This is a genomic window from Arthrobacter sp. ES3-54 (assembly GCF_029504395.1).
Taxonomy (GTDB): Bacteria; Actinomycetota; Actinomycetes; order Actinomycetales; family Micrococcaceae; genus Arthrobacter.
Genome location: NZ_JAQFIF010000008.1, coordinates 95,424 through 110,048 on the forward strand (window position 1 = coordinate 95,424; position 14,625 = coordinate 110,048).

Here is a 14,625-nt window from a genome sequence, read left to right on the forward strand (position 1 = left end):
CCTTTCGCGCCGCACGGCGACATGGCCCTTTGGGATTCTGACGAGACAATCCGGTCCGATTAAGCCGTTCCAGGTCCGAGTCCGACGGACGTCTCGCGGGTCCTTTCTGATGCCATGCAAACCGTGATCCGCATGGGTGCCTGCCGCCGTCGGCCTCTTGAAAGGGAACGCCTAACTCTCGAGGGCAGACAATGTCAGTCGGGTGCGTCAGACTTTAAGCAGCAGGGGCCACCCCGTCTGATACAAATTTTGGGGATCCATGGGAGAACCGACACAGGTCAACGACAATTACGCCCAGTTCATCGCTCGGCTTGACACCGCCACCGAGAATCTCAGTAACCGGCGACAGTCGCTGAACAAATCCCTCGCGATCCTCACCCTACTGGCAGATCAGAACCGCGCCGGTCTGGAGGCGTGGGTGCAACGGCGTACTAATACCAGCAAGTTACTGGCGGAGCACTCCCAGGGGCCGGAAACGGATTCCCTCAGGGAACTCCTGGAGGTCGCACTCAGGATGGAGCCGATGTTTCGCAACCGAACCGAACGGATCGGGCAGCGGCTAGCGCTGCTCCGAAAACGGTCCGACGAACTCACAAAATCGCTTATGGAGCTTGAGAAGAGCAAGGTCAAACTGGATTCCTCCAGAATGCTTGCGCAGGAGCGGGATAATCTAAGCAGGGCTGTTGCGAAATTGGCGGGCACACCGGAGGGCTCGGTTGGGGGCCTGTCCGACGCTGGCATTCTCGACGATCTCAAGAAAGCCCGTGAGGCAATCGTCCTCGCCGAGGCACTCCTGGAAGTGAAGGGAAAATGAGCAACGCACTTCCCAATCCCGAGCAAAGGCTGCTCGTGACGTTCACATCCCAGCAATGGACCGGTCGGCCGGGTCAGGATGCCGTTTATTCGTTTCTGGGGCTCGGAATTGTCGGGTTCGTCGCTTGTCTGGTATTGATGATCTTCATTGCCGGCCTTCGGGACCCCGGAGCCGCGGCACTCTTCATCGTTGTCTTTGCAGTCGCGTTGACAACGTTCATCGTCTTGGCGAAATCTTCTAGCGAGAAGAAATTCCTGATCGGCATCAACCAACGTGTCAATGACACCATCCTCGAGCTGACCGGCAATCCGGACGACCAACTGTCACTGCGCGGTTTCAGGAGGTTCATCGAGAGCGAGCAGCGCATTCCGTTGCCTGTCCACGGCGTGCCCGGCCTTGAGCTGGTCGTCGTTAGGGAAGGCGAATCCGCCGGCGCAGGCCGAAAGCATCCAGCACAACGCCGAACGGCACCGCCGAATCCATCGTCAATCCACCCGCCGCTCGTTACAACGACCGAATTGATGATTACCGTAACGCCGCCCGATTACGGAACGACCAGCTTCGACCGACTGCTGAATGCTACCCTCGACACCGACTGATTCGGATCGCTGCTAACTGAACCCAACAAATGGCACCGCTCTGTGTCCGACTCCGCTCCTGGTATCAAGAACTGGCCGCCCTCGTGACAACCACGACCCAACGCGACCGCGTACGCCAGATCGAGGTCGCGGCCATGAGAAGCTCAAACACCCGTCCCGGTTCACTGTCGGCAGAGGACGTGCAAGGGTTGTTCGACGGCTGACCAACGATGCGGGCGCGGCGACGAATTGTTCACCGGAAGTCCAGTCCCCCGCACACAACAGTCCATCTCGCCTCCTTACCGTTGTCGGGTCGCCGGCGCAGCGCCGGCAACCGTCATCCAGGAGGAACCATTCCCATGCGCACACCCCTGACTGCCGCGGCGGCCGCCGCACTCATCGCCGCTTTGGCGAGCCCCGCCGTCGCCGCCTCCACTCCCGAAGCCGGCTCGGCGCCGTCGTCGAACGCTGCCGCAACGGCAGCAGACATCAAAACCAACGATCGCAACGGTTCCTTCGACCTGCAGGCACACCGCGGCGGCCGCGGCCAGTGGACCGAGGAATCCCTCGCGGCGTTCGCCAATTCGCTAAAGCTCGGGGTCACCACGTTCGAGCTGGACACCCACCTGACCTCCGACGGAAAGGTCATCATCTGGCATGACGACACCATCCAGGCGGACAAGTGCCGCAACACCGCGCCGGCGACTCCCGGCGATACGCAGTACCCGTATGTCGGTGACCGGGTGGCCGAGCTGTCGCTCGCGCAGATCAAGACCCTGGACTGCGGGTTCACGCAGCTGAAGGGGTACCCGGAGCAGGACGTGATCGAGGGCAACCGGATCGCGGAGCTCAAGGACGTGTTCAAGCTGGTTCACGACGCCGATGCCAAGAAGGTCCGCTTCAACATCGAGACAAAGGTGGAGGACGGCCGGGCCGGCGGCGAGGGCATGGTGGCCCTGACCAAGGCCGTGGTCACCGAGATCTACACCGCCGGCATGGCCGAGCGCAGCACCGTGCAGTCGTTCGACTGGTCCTCGCTGAACCTGACCAAGAAGATCGCCCCGCAGCTGCCGCTCGTTGCCCTGTCCAGCGGCGACGCCTGGCTCGAGGTCGGCAAGCCCGGCGCGAGCCCCAACCTCGGCGGTATCGACATCGACACGTACGGCGGATCCCTCGCCAAGGCAGCGGCAGCCCAGGGCTACGACGCCATCTCCCCCACCTTCCGCTCCGTCACCCCGGGCATGGTCGCCGAAGCCCACGAGCTGGGCCTGCCCGTCATCCCCTGGACCGTCAACACCACGGCCGACATGACACGGCTGATGGACCTCGGCGTGGACGGCATCATCACGGACTACCCCACACGCCTGCGCACGGTCATGGAAGAGCGCGGCCTGAAGCTCCCCAAGGCGTCCGAGCCCAAAGGCTGATGCCCTGATTTACAGGTGCCCGGGTTCTACACTCTCGTCGCCACCCTGAAACCGGCTCCCGCTTTGAAGACGGGAGCCGGTTCCTTCGGCTTCGTTGCCGGCGGCAGCGATGCTTTGCGTCGTCGATCGGTGCCGGACTCCGGCCTACGTGCGCTGGGAGATGTTGATGATGTTGTCCTCGCTGTCCAGGAACCAGGCTGCCTTCCCCCAAGATGCGGTGGCAATGCCGTTCTCCGTCTTCAGGCCGGGAAAATCGTAGTCTTCAAAGACGACGCCGCGGCCCCGCAGTTCCTCCATCTCGCGTTCGAGATTGTCCGTTTCCCAGCCCATCTGGGTGTTCTTCGCGGTCCCGGCATTGTCCGTCTGGTAAACGAGGAAGCGGGTTCCTTGGCCGCAGTTGTACATGACGGCGCCCTCCTCCATGGACTCGGAGGGTTCGATTCCCAGCTTGTCCCGGTAGTACTCCTTCGCCCTGTTGATGTCCTTCGCGGGGAGGACAGCCATGATGTTTGAATCCTTGAGCATGATGATTCCCTTCAGTGCGCAGATGACCGCAGCGATGGCGATGCTCCCCCCGGTTTCGGCCCCCGGAATCCTTATCCGGAGCCCGTGACCGCCCTTGCGCCGAGCCGGGGCAGCCACCTGGAACTCTTCAACGCCGCGCCTCCATGACCAGCCTGAGGGTCCCCGAAGTTATGTGGCCATTATGGCCCGGTTTGGGTCTGCGGAAGTAGGGGTGCTTGGCATCCGGCTGAAGGTCCTGCGCCGGCCCCGATTTAACTGAAGCACCACCGGTCGGGCCTATCTGCCAGCCTCTAATCGAGGAACGGCAAGGGTTATGCTGGAACCCTCGGCTGAAGACACCCGGCCATCGGATCGCACCCCCATGGAGCTGCCATCATGACCGAGCTAATTGCCCCCGCCGTCCCCGCTGACACAGTTTCCACCGACGCAGTCACCAGCCCGAATCCTGACGCCGCCCTCCGCCAGCTCGCGGCCGACACCTTCGGGCTCCCCCACCTCCGCGCCGGCCAGCTCGCAGGAATGAAGGCCCTCGTCACGGGCCGGGACGTCCTCGCCGTGATGCCCACCGGTTACGGCAAGTCGGCCATTTACCAGGTGGCCGCAGTGCAGCTGCACGGGGAGCAGAGCCAGGGGAAAGCCGCCCAGAACCCAAGCGAGGCAGGCAGCGCAAGGCGCGGTCCCGCCGTCGTGGTTTCCCCGCTGATCGCTTTGCAGGAGGACCAGCTGGACCGACTGCTGGAGACGCTGGGCGGGGAGGCCGCCGTCGCCGTCAACTCCGGCCGCAGCGATTCCGAGGTGAACGATGCCTGGGCCGCCGCCGAGCGCGGCGACGCCGCCCTCATCTTCCTCGCCCCCGAACAGCTCGCGAAGACCGAAACCGTCGAACGGCTCGCGGCCCTGGGCGTCTCGCTGTTCGTGGTGGACGAGGCGCACTGCGTCTCCTCCTGGGGCCACGACTTCCGGCCCGACTACCTGCGCCTCGGCGAGGTCCGCGGACAGCTGGGCAACCCGCCCGTCGTCGGCCTCACTGCCACCGCTTCTCCTCCGGTGCGCGACGAAATCCAGCAGCGCCTGCGCATGAAGGACCCGCTGGTGCTGGTCCATGGCTTCGACCGGACCAACATCAGCCTGGACGTGGTCCGCCACCTCACGGACAGGGACAAGCGCCGCGCCGTGACGGAGCAGGTGGCCGAGCTCAAGGGCCCCGGCCTGTTGTACGCCGCCACCCGCAAGGACACCGAGGCCTACGCCGCCGAGCTCACCGAACGCGGCCTGCGCGCCGAGGCTTACCACGCCGGCCGGAAGCAGGGCGAGCGGGACCGCGTGCACGAGCAGTTCCTTGACGACGAACTCGATGTGGTGGTGGCCACCACGGCCTTCGGCATGGGCATCGACAAACCCAACGTCCGCTTCGTCGTCCACGTTGACATCACCGAGTCGCTGGACAGCTACTACCAGGAGATCGGCCGCTCCGGGCGCGACGGCGAACCGGCCTCCGCGATCCTGCACTACCGGCCCGAGGACTTGGGCCTGCGCAAATTCTTCGGCACGCACACCCCGGACGAGGAATCGCTCCTGGCCGTCCTTCAGGTGCTGCGGACCGCCAACGGGCCCGTGACGCAGAAGGCCCTCGCCGAGCAGACCGGTTTCTCCCCGCGGAAGCTCACCGGTCTGCTGAACCAGCTGCAGGAAACCCGCGCCGTCCGGACCGGCAAGCGCGGCATCCGGCTGGAGGCGGGCGCGAAGCTGGCCACGGTGGTGGAACGCGCCGTCGAACATGCCGAGGCGCGCCAGCGGGTGGACCGCTCCCGGATCGAGATGATGCGCGGCTACGCCGAGACTGACGGCTGCCGGCGCCAGTTCCTGCTCGGCTACTTCGGCGAGGACCTCCCCGAGCCTTGCGGCAACTGCGATACCTGCGCCGACGGTTCCGCCTACGAGGAGGATTACGACGACGGCGCCGCGGCCGCCGCTGGCGGGGAACCTTTCCCGCTCCAGGCCGCCGTCATCCACAAGGAATGGGGGCCGGGCCTGGTCATGCGGCATGAGGAGGACGTGATCACGGTGCTGTTCGAACAGGAGGGCTACAAAACGCTGTCCCGCCAGGCCGTGACGGAAGGCAAGCTGCTGACGCTTGCGCCGTGACCGGCCATTGCCAGCCCGATCCGCTTCCGTGAGCGTCCGCAGGATGCCAGAGTTGAAAGATGAATGCGGAAACTGGCGGGCTGGTCCTGAACCTGGAGTGCACGCTGGAAGCTCTCCCGGATGAAGTCTTCAGGATGCTGACGGAACCGGCCGAACTGGTGAAGTGGTGGGGTCCGCACGGCTTCACCATCCCTTCAGCCGAACTCAACCTCACCGAAGGCGGCCGCTACCGATTCCGCATGACACCACCGGACGGCGAACCGTTCCACCTCTCAGGCGAGTTCCTGGAGATCGATCCTCCATGGCGCCTGGTCTACACCTTCCGCTGGGAGGAACCGGCGCCAGACGACCGAGAAACCGTCGTCGACCTTTCACTCGGGAGTTTCGGCAAAGGCACGCGCCTGGTGCTCGCGCAGGGACCGTTCCTGACGGAGGAACGGCTGGACCTGCACCGCAACGGATGGACCGAGTCGTTCGAGAAATTGCAGGCGGTATTGGAGAGCCGCGCCTGAGGAAACCCCGGGATGTGGATTTGATCCCTCTTTGGCGGCGTTCTGTGATCGCTTGGTGTCACTCTAAGGGGGATGCGACCCGACTAGTTCGTGAGTGCTCGCCACCGTCTATGAAATGTTGCTGCCGCGTCGAAACGCGTGCGTAGCCGATCAGTTTCGTCATGGGCTGCTCCGATGTGTCTCGTAACTAACGGTGGCTACAGCGATTCCATCAGAAGGTTGTGAGACATAGTTACGAGAATCGCTGGCCGCGGACGAACTCGTACGATTCCACGAAAATTAAGGCACTGCCTTCGTCGCGGTCGTTCAGTCGGTGAGACGTCTCAAATCTTAAGGGTTGCGAGACTGAGGGATGAGATCATTGCCCTCGCTTCGTGGCTGGTGCATTCTTGCCCTGCGACCTTAATCGACGGTCAGTCGCCTTCGTTCACCTTGTCCGACTCGTCTCGCTATGCGCGGGCACTTCCCGTTGTCGCAGTGCGGGCGGCAATGGCGAGGGTGAAGGCTGTTGCGAGCCCGAGTATCGTCCAGGCGTAAATTTCCCAGCCGGGGAGGCTAGTTGTGGCAAGCCAGCGGATGGCGTAGTTGGTGGTCGCGCCCACGGGGAACGTAAACACCCAGAACGCTGGTGAGAAGGGCAGCTTGCGATACTCGGGGAGGAGCATGACCTGCATTAGCGCCATGATTGCCAGCACACCGGTGAGCCCGAACTGCACGGTCCCTACGGGTCCCGGGTGTGACACAATCCAGGCGATGTTGGCCGTTGCAGGCGCAGCCAGGTATGCGGACAGTCCGGTCTTGGCTGCTGGCGCCAGCGCGCCTCCGGTCATGAGCCGGACGGTGACGACGGTGCCCACGACAAGCCAAAAGAATACGCCGACGCCAAACGTAGCCATTGCCGCATCATGGACGTGGAGGCTTGCAAATCCGATGCTCGCAACGAAGGACCCGGCAACGACAGGCAGCAGGTAGCCGGGATGGATGGACTGCATCGATACCCCGCCTGTCACCCAGTGGGCGAGAAGTTGTGCGGCGACGATGGCCAGGGCGGCGATGGACGCCACACACAGCCAGGCACCCCAGGGCGGCAAATACTGGCTGTAGTGGGAGGAAAGCAGGATCCCGACGAGTGGAATAAAGGATGCGAAAGGCCCTGCCACCTCGTGCTTGAGGTCAGAACGGAATGTTCCTTTCCGCCGAAGGCCCCGGAACACGTACAGGACGGTCAGGACCAGCCACAGGGCGGTGGCTGCTCCGTAGAGAGTTTCCTCAGGCCATAGTGGGGATCCGAGGGTGCCCCTTGCGGCGGACCAGGCGCCGCCCAGGCCGGCAAGCCCCAACGGTACGCCGAACCGGCTCAACTCATGCATCCCTGGCTCGGCGTTCAGAGGCTCAACAGGTTCGTGAGCGGCAGGTGCCAGGGCAACAGCGGCGGCACTATGTGTCATGGTGTCAGCGCCTCCGGTTGGTGGGGAAAGACGAGGAGTGTGCTTGTGGCGGTGGCGAGGAGTTCACCTTCGGTGGTGCAGAGGCGGCCCTCGGTGAAAATCAGCCGCGAACCAGCTTTCACCACTGACCCCTCTGCACGAAGGGCGCCCTTCCGAAGCGTGACGGGCCGAAGGTACTTCACCGCCAGGTCGATGGAGGTGTATCCAAGCCCTGCTGCCAAGGTGGTGTGTGCTGCGCAGCCGAGGGCCGTGTCAAGGAGAGTGCAGGCCAGGCCGCCGTGCACCATTCCAAGGGGGTTGTAGTGGGCTTCACTTGGACGGCACTTGAATTCGACGTGCCCATGTGTAGCTTCGACGAGATCGAACTTCATCAGGGACGCGATCGGCGGCGGCGCTATGCTTCCCTCGCGGAGGCCGGAAAAGTAGTCCATACCGGACAGGCGTGGCAGTTGTTGGAGGGCGATTGCCGGATCCGTCCAGGTGAAGGTCTCCGAGCGCTCTGCGCAGGTGTTGCTTGTCATGAATGTATCTCTCTGAGTTTTAAGAGGTCTTCAGCCTTTGCCGCGGTCTTGCGGAGGTGCCGCGGTCATGCGGAGGCGGCTGCCAGAGCAGGGTACAGATCCGAGATTGGCCCCGACAGCCCAAGTCTCACTCCTGCAGTGATGTCGTCCACGATGACCTCGTAATCTCCCTTAGACGGCGGGCTCTCGCATACACCTTGGCCGTGCCCCTGGCGAGGGCCTGTTCTACGAGTTCGGGGCCGAGCCCTCCATTCGCACCGGTGACAAGGACGACGACACCAGACAGCAGTGGCATGAATTCTCCTGAACTCGGCAGGGCGGCGACGCGGTTTGCTGCAGCCTTCGAAAGTCAGGTTAGCTGAGTCGGTTTGATTTTCCAACTAACTTGTATGCTGATAGAAAGCACTGAAAGCAGGTAAGTCATGACACCAACCGATACGGCCAGGGACGCGCCCAGGGCATGTTTCATCGCAGCAGGGCTCGAGGTGCTGGGAGAGCGGTGGGCGCTGCTGGCCCTTCGGGAGATGTCCCTGGGCGTTCATCGGTTCGACCAGATAGCCCGTAATACAGGCGCCTCCCGCGACATCCTGACAAGCCGGCTGCGGACGCTCGAAAGCCATGGCGTTATTGAGCGCGTCCAATATTCCGAGCACCCCCCGCGCCATGAGTACCACCTCACAACGTCCGGGGCCGAGATTGCTCCCATTCTCATCTCACTCGCGGCCTGGAGCAGTACCTGGATGCGCGACGAGACCCCCCGCGCCTCCTACCGGCACAGTTGCGGGGCCGACCTGGAACCGGTGCTGACCTGCGCGGAATGCGGCGAGGAATTCAGGCCGGGCAGTCTGATGCTGGGACCGCTTGTGTCTACGGCCGACCCGGTCCCGGTGAACCAGCAACGACAAATTTGAAGGGCGACGAGGTGGTCTCCTGTTGCGGCAAACCATGGAATATCGATAAGACGTACATCAGGAGCAGATAGATGTCCGGCAATCCGGCAGTGACACTGCAAATAGTTGACTTTGAAGACCCCAGAGCAGCCCGTCTGCGGGATCTGCTAACAGACGAGCTTCTCGCCCGATACGCTACCGAAGAGGAGCCTCATCTTTCCGAAGCAGCGCAGAAAGCGCTCTCCGTGCCACCGCAAGATTTCATCGCCAATGTCCTGGTACTTAATACCGTAGGTGAAGCCATAGGGCACGGCGCTCTTCGCCGGTTAGATGGGGAGTGGGAGGTCAAACGGGTCATTACAGACCCTGCAGCCCGAGGTATGGGCGCTGCGACCGTACTCATGGCTGAACTCGAGAGGATTGCCGCCAGTGCCGGCGCCCGTCGCGTTATCCTGCAAACCGGGGGCAAGCAGCCGGAAGCTGAAGCCTTTTACCGGAAACTTGGATACCGGCAGATACCAACATATCCTCCCTACGAGGACGCCATCCCGACGTCGATCTGCTTTGCAAAACAGCTTCAGCCTATGAAGGACCGGCTCCCGTCCGTTCTCGGCCAGGAATAGAGGTCCGGCCGTCGGCAAAAAAGGTCCATCTCTGACATGAGCGATTCGTCTCGCTCGAACCACGATAGTGGACCTTTCGTAAGCTACGGCGGCGGGGCAACGGCGCAACTACGCCCCGGCAGGAGAGTGCTTCACCCCAACTTGGCGTGACGCATGTACTGGTAGACGGTTTCCCTGGGCAATAAGACGAGTCCACTCAGTCAGGAGCGCCTTGGCTCAGGCAGCTTTGGGCATCCCATGCAGGGAACCTCGGAAACAAGAACAAGTAGCTGCCCTATCCACCTCGGGTGTCTCGAAACCCCATTGCCTCAAAACGCTACGGATATGTGACGCGTCGTGGGCGCACTCAGCGCAAGCCGTGGCGTTCGATGTTCTGGCCGTGCCCGGAAGGCGTAACTTATAGTTTCAGACGATACCGTATCGAATGAGCGGATGGCTGGTAATGTGTCTTTATGGCCGCCGACGTTCCTCACCAAACCACCGCCTCGCGCGCGACCGACCGCCCCGGGGATACCTCGCCTTTCGCTCTCGGCTTGCTGCTGCGCCGGGCGCACTGGCAAGCGGCCGCGGTGATGGCGGAGGCGCTCGGGCCGCTCGGTATCGAGTTGCGGCATTTCGCCGTGCTGATCGTCCTGGTCAACCGTGGGCCCACAGTGCAGCGAGACCTGGCGACGGCGACGGGGTCGGACAAGGCGGGAATCATGCGGGTCGTGGATGACCTGGAGCGCATGGGGCTGGCTCTACGCAAGACCGTTCCAGGGGACCGGCGGGTGCGGGCTGTGGAGATCACACCTCAGGGTGTCGAGCTTTTCGATGCGGCCCATCTGGCGGCGGAGCCGCTGGCTGAGCGACTGGTCGCCGAACTGGGGCCCGGCGAGCCCGAGCAGCTGACGGATCTGCTCACCCGCTTCGCTCATCCCGCAGACCACCAGGCATAAGCGCGCCCGCGCACACCGTCTGCCTGCCACGCCGGAGCGCCTCGTCTCATGCGGCTTCCACGGCGAACCCCGCCCTGAGAGCCGCGGCCATCGTTGCTACGCGTCGGCCCTGGCTGCAGGCGACTGTCGGGGCTTCGTCGCCAACGGGGGCCGAGTTGTCCGCACGGCTGCCGCACCACATATCTGATCGGCGCTGTGCGCTTCACCCTCCGTCGTCTCGATGCGCGCCCCGCCGACAGGCGAACGCACGGCCGCCCCAGTGCCGGCCACCTGCCCCGGGCGCAGGGCCCCACCGGCACCGTCGGAGCGGGCGCAGGCGCCAGGACGCCGTGTGCCGTCCTGGGGCCAGGCGTCACACGGCGTCTGCCGTCAGTGGTTACGCGGCGAGGCGCTCCACGAGTTCCTTGGCCTTGGTGATCGCATCCTCGAAGGCGCGCTTGCGGGACGCCTCGTAAAGGGGGACCAGTTCTGACATGGCCGGGTTGCGGGGGGCCATGGTGAGTTCCGGGACGATGAAGTCGAGGTCCAGGCCGAGGGTGCCCGTGAGGACGGCCTCCAGGTAGTTCTGTACGAACTCGTAGCCCTCGCGCGGGGTGCCCGGAGCGTAAGAGCCGCCGCGGCTGGCGACGACGACAACCGGGGCGCCTTGGGCGGAGGGCGTCTCGCCCGCGGTGCGGCCGAGCAGGAGCACGCTGTCCAGCCACGCCTTGAGGGTCGACGGGATCGAGAAGTTGTACATGGGGGCACCGATCAGGACGGCGTCCGCCTGCTCCAACTCCTCGATGAGCTTCACGCGCGCGGCGAACGCGGCGGACTGCTCCGGGGTGTGCTCAGTGGGGGCGGCGTAACCGGCGGACCAGGCGTCGGCGGTGATGTGCGGGACAGGGTTGGCAGCGAGGTCGCGGTAGATCACCGCGCCCTCCGGGTGCCGCTCCTCCCAGGTCTTGCGGAAGGCGGCCGTGACCGAACGGGACGAGGACGCCTCGCCGTGGAACACGGACGAGTCGATGTGAAGCAGCGTAGCCAATGGACTTTCTCCTTAAGGTTCACTGCCCGAGGCAGGGAACCAAGGGCTGAGGTTAAATGATTGCACACGATACGGTATCGAGTGATACCATCTTGGATGTAACGAACGAAGATCCGTTGAGAAGATGGAGGTGGGCGATAATGGACGTCTATGAGGCGGCCACGAGCCGACGGGCTGTGCGCGGGTTCACCGACCGGCCCGTCCCGAGGGAGACGCTGGAGCGCGTGCTCTCTGCCGCGGCCTGGGCGCCGTCCGGATCAAACATCCAGCCGTGGCACGCCTACGTGCTGACCGGTGGGCCGCTGGCAGAGCTCAAGGAGCGCGCCAGCGAGCGAGTGGCCACAGGTGACCCCTGGGATGAGCCGGAGTACGAGATGTACCCGCCCGAACTGAAGTCCCGCTACCGTGAGCGCCGATCCGCCTTCGGCGAGCAGCGCTACGGAGCGCTCGGCATTCCGCGCCAGGACATAGACGCGCGCCAGAGGGCCGCTGCCGCGAACTGGGACTGCTTCGGCGCACCCGCTGCCCTGTTCTGCTACATCCACCGCGACATGGGTCGGCCTCAATGGGCCGACGTCGGCATGTATCTGCAGACGGTCATGCTGGTGCTGCGCGCCGAAGGGCTGCACAGCTGCACGCAGATGGCATGGGCGAAGTACTACAAGACCGTCGCGGAGGTCCTTTCGCCCCCGGACGAGCTCATCCTCTTCACGGGCATGTCGATCGGGTTCGAAGACGTCACGGTAGCGGATGCCCGTATAGGCCGGGCGCCGCTCGACGAGACGGTCACGTTCGTCGATGATGGTCTCTAACGCGGCCATTCCTCGGCCGATCAAGGCGCCGTTTCCTGCCGCGCCCCAATAGCGGCTCATATGTCATATTGCGCACGTAACCCCAACGAAAGGCATGTCATGAAGATCGCAGTCATCGGCGGTACCGGGCTGATCGGGTCCCAGGTCGTCAAGAACCTGAACGCCGCCGGGCACCAGGCGGTACCCCACTCGCAATCCACCGGCATCGACGTCATCAGCGGCCAGGGACTGCACGAGGCGGTGGCGGGAGCCGACGTCGTCGTCAACCTGACAAACTCCCCGACCTTCGACGAAGCCTCCCCAGCCTTCTTCCAGACCTCGATGGACAACCTTCTGGCTGCGGCCCAGAAGGGCGGCGTCGGCCACTTCGTCATCCTCTCAATCGTCGGCACGGACCAAGTGCCGGAGCTGGACTACTACCGGGCCAAGTCGCTCCAGGAGGACATCCTCGCGGCCGGGCCGATCCCCTACTCGATCGTCCGGGCTACGCAGTTCATGGAGTTCATGGACGCCGTCCTGTCCTGGACCGCCGACGGCGACACTGTCCGGTTGCCCGCCACACCGATCCAGCCGATCGCCTCCAAGGACGTGGCCAATGCGGTGGCGGAGGTCGCCGCGGGCGCCCCGCTGAATGGCATCCGCAACATCGCCGGCCCCGAGATCTTCACCCTGGACGAGCTGGGCCGGATCACCCTGTCCCACAAGGGCGACAAGCGGACCATCGTCACCGACCCCACCGCCGGCATGTTCGCCGTCGTCAAGGGCGACGTCCTCACCGACAAGGACGCCCACCTCGCCGCCACCCGCTACACCGACTGGCTCTCCTGACTCGCCTCAAGGCCCTCACACCCGAGATCGTCGACGCAGCACGCAAGACCCTCCTCATCGGCCACTGAGCACTGCGAAAAACAGGCCAAATACTGCTGCGATTCACAACCGTCGCAGCAGTCGCTCGATCGGTGAGACGTCTCATATCCCTAGGGTTATGAGGCGCGAGATGGGACTGTCCGATTTTCGGTGGATCCGCGGTTGGCATTTAGTTGATTCTTCCGTCGAAGCTAATGGCGAAGGCATTTAGAGCCGGCTTCCATCGTGAGGCCCATCGTGCCCTGCCTTTGCCGGTGGGGTCCAGTGCGCGGGTCGCCAGGTACAGGCATTTCAGGGCTGCCTGCTCGGTGGGGAAATGGCCCCTGGCCCTAACCGCGCGCCGGTAGCGGGCGTTGAGGGATTCGATGGCGTTGGTGCTGCAGATGACCCGCCGGATTTCCACGTCATAGTCCAAAAACGGCACGAACTCGCTCCAGGCGTTCTCCCACAGCCGGGTGACCGCCGGGTACTGCCTGCCCCACTTCGTCGAGAACTCCACGAACCGTTCCTTCGCCGCGGCCTCCGACGGTGCCGTGTAGACCGGGCGCAGATCCCGTGAGATCTCGTCCCAGTACTGCCGGGCCGCATACCGAAAGGTGTTGCGGATCAGGTGCACGATGCAGGTCTGGACCACGGCCAGCTCCCACACGGTGTTGATGGCCTCCGGCAGGCCCTTGAGCCCGTCGCAGACCGTGATGCAGACGTCCTCCACGCCGCGGTTCTTGATCTCGGTCAGCACCGAGAGCCAGAACTTCGCGCCCTCACCGCCGTCCCCGGCCCACAGCCCGAGGATGTCGCGTTCGCCGTTGACGCTGACACCGATCGCGACGTAAACCGGCCGGTTTGTGACCTGACCGTCGCGGACCTTCACGTGGATCGCGTCGATGAACACCACCGGAAAGATCCGGTCCAGCGGCCGGTTCTGCCACTCAGTCATCTCCCCGATGACCTTCTCGGTGATCCGCGAGATGGTGTCCTTCGAGACCCTGGCACCGAACACGTCGGCGAAGTGCGCGGCGATTTCACCGGTAGTGAGGCCTTTCGCGCTCAGCGACAACACGATCTCATCCACGCCCGTCAGCCGGCGCCGGCGTTTCTTCACGATCTGCGGATCGAACGTCGACCCGGTGTCCCGCGGCACGTCGATCTCCACCGGCCCGATCTCGGTCAGCACGGTCTTCGTACGGGTGCCGTTGCGGGAGTTCCCGCTGCCACGTCCGGACACGTCGTGTTTTCCGTATCCGAGGTGTTCATCCATTTCCGCCTCCAGCGCGGTCTCCAGAACGTTTTTCGTCAGCCGGTTCAACAGCCCGTCCGGACCGACGAGGTCGATGCCCTGCTCTTTGGCCTGGGCCAGGAGCCGCTGCGCTAACTCTTGCTGATCCATTTCAGTCGCCATGGGATCCATGGTTCCGCTCATGATCGGTCCTCCCCGCCAGGCACCGCCCGGCGTGTCAGGCCAACCCCGGATCCACCGTTATTCGTACACTCCCCGCGA

The 14,625-nt window shown here is 64.0% G+C and carries 15 protein-coding genes and 1 pseudogene; 10 read left to right on the plus strand and 6 right to left on the minus strand.

The genetic code is table 11. The features are described 5' to 3' along the window. Window positions 1–259: 259 nt before the first annotated feature. The 3 genes from M2428_RS14990 (at window position 260) to M2428_RS15000 (ending at window position 2,819) form a co-directional block, all read left to right on the plus strand. Window positions 260–814, plus strand: coding sequence for a hypothetical protein (locus tag M2428_RS14990; protein WP_277526751.1), 555 nt, complete (start codon window positions 260–262; stop codon window positions 812–814). Then, a complete protein-coding gene (locus tag M2428_RS14995; RefSeq protein ID WP_277526752.1) occupies window positions 811–1,413 on the plus strand; it encodes a hypothetical protein in 603 nt (200 codons plus the stop codon). The genes M2428_RS14990 and M2428_RS14995 overlap by 4 nt, the downstream gene beginning before the upstream one ends. Window positions 1,414–1,751: 338 nt before the next feature. Then, window positions 1,752–2,819, plus strand: coding sequence for a glycerophosphodiester phosphodiesterase family protein (locus tag M2428_RS15000; RefSeq protein ID WP_277526753.1), 1,068 nt, complete (start codon window positions 1,752–1,754; stop codon window positions 2,817–2,819). 144 nt (window positions 2,820–2,963) lie between these two features. Here M2428_RS15000 and M2428_RS15005 read toward each other — a convergent pair whose 3' ends face one another. After that, entirely contained in the window at window positions 2,964–3,344 is a 381-nt protein-coding gene (locus M2428_RS15005) for a VOC family protein (protein WP_277526824.1), read from the minus strand. Between the two features lie 375 nt (window positions 3,345–3,719). Between M2428_RS15005 and M2428_RS15010 the strand changes: the two genes are divergently transcribed. Continuing rightward, window positions 3,720–5,489, plus strand: coding sequence for a RecQ family ATP-dependent DNA helicase (locus tag M2428_RS15010; protein ID WP_277526754.1), 1,770 nt, complete (start codon window positions 3,720–3,722; stop codon window positions 5,487–5,489). A gap of 59 nt (window positions 5,490–5,548) precedes the next feature. Further along, complete coding sequence (locus tag M2428_RS15015; RefSeq protein WP_277526755.1) at window positions 5,549–6,001, plus strand: SRPBCC domain-containing protein; 453 nt, start codon at window positions 5,549–5,551, stop codon at window positions 5,999–6,001. A 449-nt stretch (window positions 6,002–6,450) separates the two neighbouring features. Here the strand turns inward: M2428_RS15015 and M2428_RS15020 are convergent, their stop codons facing one another. From M2428_RS15020 to M2428_RS15030, 3 genes and pseudogenes are all read right to left on the minus strand, one after another. Then, window positions 6,451–7,449 carry a TDT family transporter gene (locus tag M2428_RS15020; RefSeq protein ID WP_277526756.1) on the minus strand — a complete coding sequence of 333 codons (999 nt, stop codon included), beginning with the start codon at window positions 7,447–7,449 and terminating at the stop codon, window positions 6,451–6,453. Continuing rightward, window positions 7,446–7,970 carry a PaaI family thioesterase gene (locus M2428_RS15025; RefSeq protein ID WP_277526757.1) on the minus strand — a complete coding sequence of 175 codons (525 nt, stop codon included), beginning with the start codon at window positions 7,968–7,970 and terminating at the stop codon, window positions 7,446–7,448. The genes M2428_RS15020 and M2428_RS15025 overlap by 4 nt, the downstream gene beginning before the upstream one ends. Before the next feature lie 178 nt (window positions 7,971–8,148). Next, window positions 8,149–8,265 (minus strand): annotated as a pseudogene (locus M2428_RS15030) (short-chain dehydrogenase); the annotation flags it as partial. A 127-nt stretch (window positions 8,266–8,392) separates the two neighbouring features. Between M2428_RS15030 and M2428_RS15035 the strand changes: the two are divergent. The 3 genes from M2428_RS15035 to M2428_RS15045 all read left to right on the plus strand — a co-directional run bounded on the left by M2428_RS15035 (window position 8,393) and on the right by M2428_RS15045 (window position 10,421). Next, window positions 8,393–8,881 carry a helix-turn-helix domain-containing protein gene (locus M2428_RS15035; RefSeq protein ID WP_277526758.1) on the plus strand — a complete coding sequence of 163 codons (489 nt, stop codon included), beginning with the start codon at window positions 8,393–8,395 and terminating at the stop codon, window positions 8,879–8,881. A gap of 71 nt (window positions 8,882–8,952) precedes the next feature. Next, window positions 8,953–9,483, plus strand: coding sequence for a GNAT family N-acetyltransferase (locus tag M2428_RS15040; RefSeq protein ID WP_277526759.1), 531 nt, complete (start codon window positions 8,953–8,955; stop codon window positions 9,481–9,483). Between the two features lie 452 nt (window positions 9,484–9,935). Beyond that, window positions 9,936–10,421 (plus strand): MarR family transcriptional regulator, encoded by a 486-nt coding sequence (locus M2428_RS15045; protein WP_277526760.1) that lies wholly within the window; start codon window positions 9,936–9,938, stop codon window positions 10,419–10,421. Window positions 10,422–10,797: 376 nt separating this feature from the next. Here M2428_RS15045 and M2428_RS15050 read toward each other — a convergent pair whose 3' ends face one another. After that, complete coding sequence (locus M2428_RS15050; protein ID WP_277526761.1) at window positions 10,798–11,448, minus strand: NAD(P)H-dependent oxidoreductase; 651 nt, start codon at window positions 11,446–11,448, stop codon at window positions 10,798–10,800. A 140-nt stretch (window positions 11,449–11,588) separates the two neighbouring features. Here M2428_RS15050 and M2428_RS15055 point away from each other — a divergent pair, with 140 nt between their 5' ends. Continuing rightward, window positions 11,589–12,260: a nitroreductase gene (locus M2428_RS15055; RefSeq protein WP_277526762.1), complete on the plus strand. Its 672-nt coding sequence runs from the start codon at window positions 11,589–11,591 to the stop codon at window positions 12,258–12,260. 99 nt (window positions 12,261–12,359) lie between these two features. Then, entirely contained in the window at window positions 12,360–13,088 is a 729-nt protein-coding gene (locus tag M2428_RS15060; protein ID WP_277526763.1) for an NAD(P)H-binding protein, read from the plus strand. Window positions 13,089–13,296: 208 nt separating this feature from the next. Here M2428_RS15060 and M2428_RS15065 read toward each other — a convergent pair whose 3' ends face one another. Beyond that, window positions 13,297–14,547: an IS256 family transposase gene (locus M2428_RS15065; protein ID WP_277526764.1), complete on the minus strand. Its 1,251-nt coding sequence runs from the start codon at window positions 14,545–14,547 to the stop codon at window positions 13,297–13,299. Window positions 14,548–14,625: the final 78 nt, after the last annotated feature.

Bases quoted from the DNA above. Each gene is read 5' to 3' on its own strand.
- M2428_RS14990 (WP_277526751.1), top strand. From the start codon at position 260: ATGGGAGAACCGACACAGGTCAACGACAATTACGCCCAGTTCATCGCT.
- M2428_RS14995 (WP_277526752.1), top strand. From the start codon at position 811: ATGAGCAACGCACTTCCCAATCCCGAGCAAAGGCTGCTCGTGACGTTC.
- M2428_RS15000 (WP_277526753.1), top strand. From the start codon at position 1,752: ATGCGCACACCCCTGACTGCCGCGGCGGCCGCCGCACTCATCGCCGCT.
- M2428_RS15005 (WP_277526824.1), bottom strand. From the start codon at position 3,344: ATGCTCAAGGATTCAAACATCATGGCTGTCCTCCCCGCGAAGGACATC.
- M2428_RS15010 (WP_277526754.1), top strand. From the start codon at position 3,720: ATGACCGAGCTAATTGCCCCCGCCGTCCCCGCTGACACAGTTTCCACC.
- M2428_RS15015 (WP_277526755.1), top strand. From the start codon at position 5,549: ATGAATGCGGAAACTGGCGGGCTGGTCCTGAACCTGGAGTGCACGCTG.
- M2428_RS15020 (WP_277526756.1), bottom strand. From the start codon at position 7,449: ATGACACATAGTGCCGCCGCTGTTGCCCTGGCACCTGCCGCTCACGAA.
- M2428_RS15025 (WP_277526757.1), bottom strand. From the start codon at position 7,970: ATGACAAGCAACACCTGCGCAGAGCGCTCGGAGACCTTCACCTGGACG.
- M2428_RS15035 (WP_277526758.1), top strand. From the start codon at position 8,393: ATGACACCAACCGATACGGCCAGGGACGCGCCCAGGGCATGTTTCATC.
- M2428_RS15040 (WP_277526759.1), top strand. From the start codon at position 8,953: ATGTCCGGCAATCCGGCAGTGACACTGCAAATAGTTGACTTTGAAGAC.
- M2428_RS15045 (WP_277526760.1), top strand. From the start codon at position 9,936: ATGGCCGCCGACGTTCCTCACCAAACCACCGCCTCGCGCGCGACCGAC.
- M2428_RS15055 (WP_277526762.1), top strand. From the start codon at position 11,589: ATGGACGTCTATGAGGCGGCCACGAGCCGACGGGCTGTGCGCGGGTTC.
- M2428_RS15060 (WP_277526763.1), top strand. From the start codon at position 12,360: ATGAAGATCGCAGTCATCGGCGGTACCGGGCTGATCGGGTCCCAGGTC.
- M2428_RS15065 (WP_277526764.1), bottom strand. From the start codon at position 14,547: ATGAGCGGAACCATGGATCCCATGGCGACTGAAATGGATCAGCAAGAG.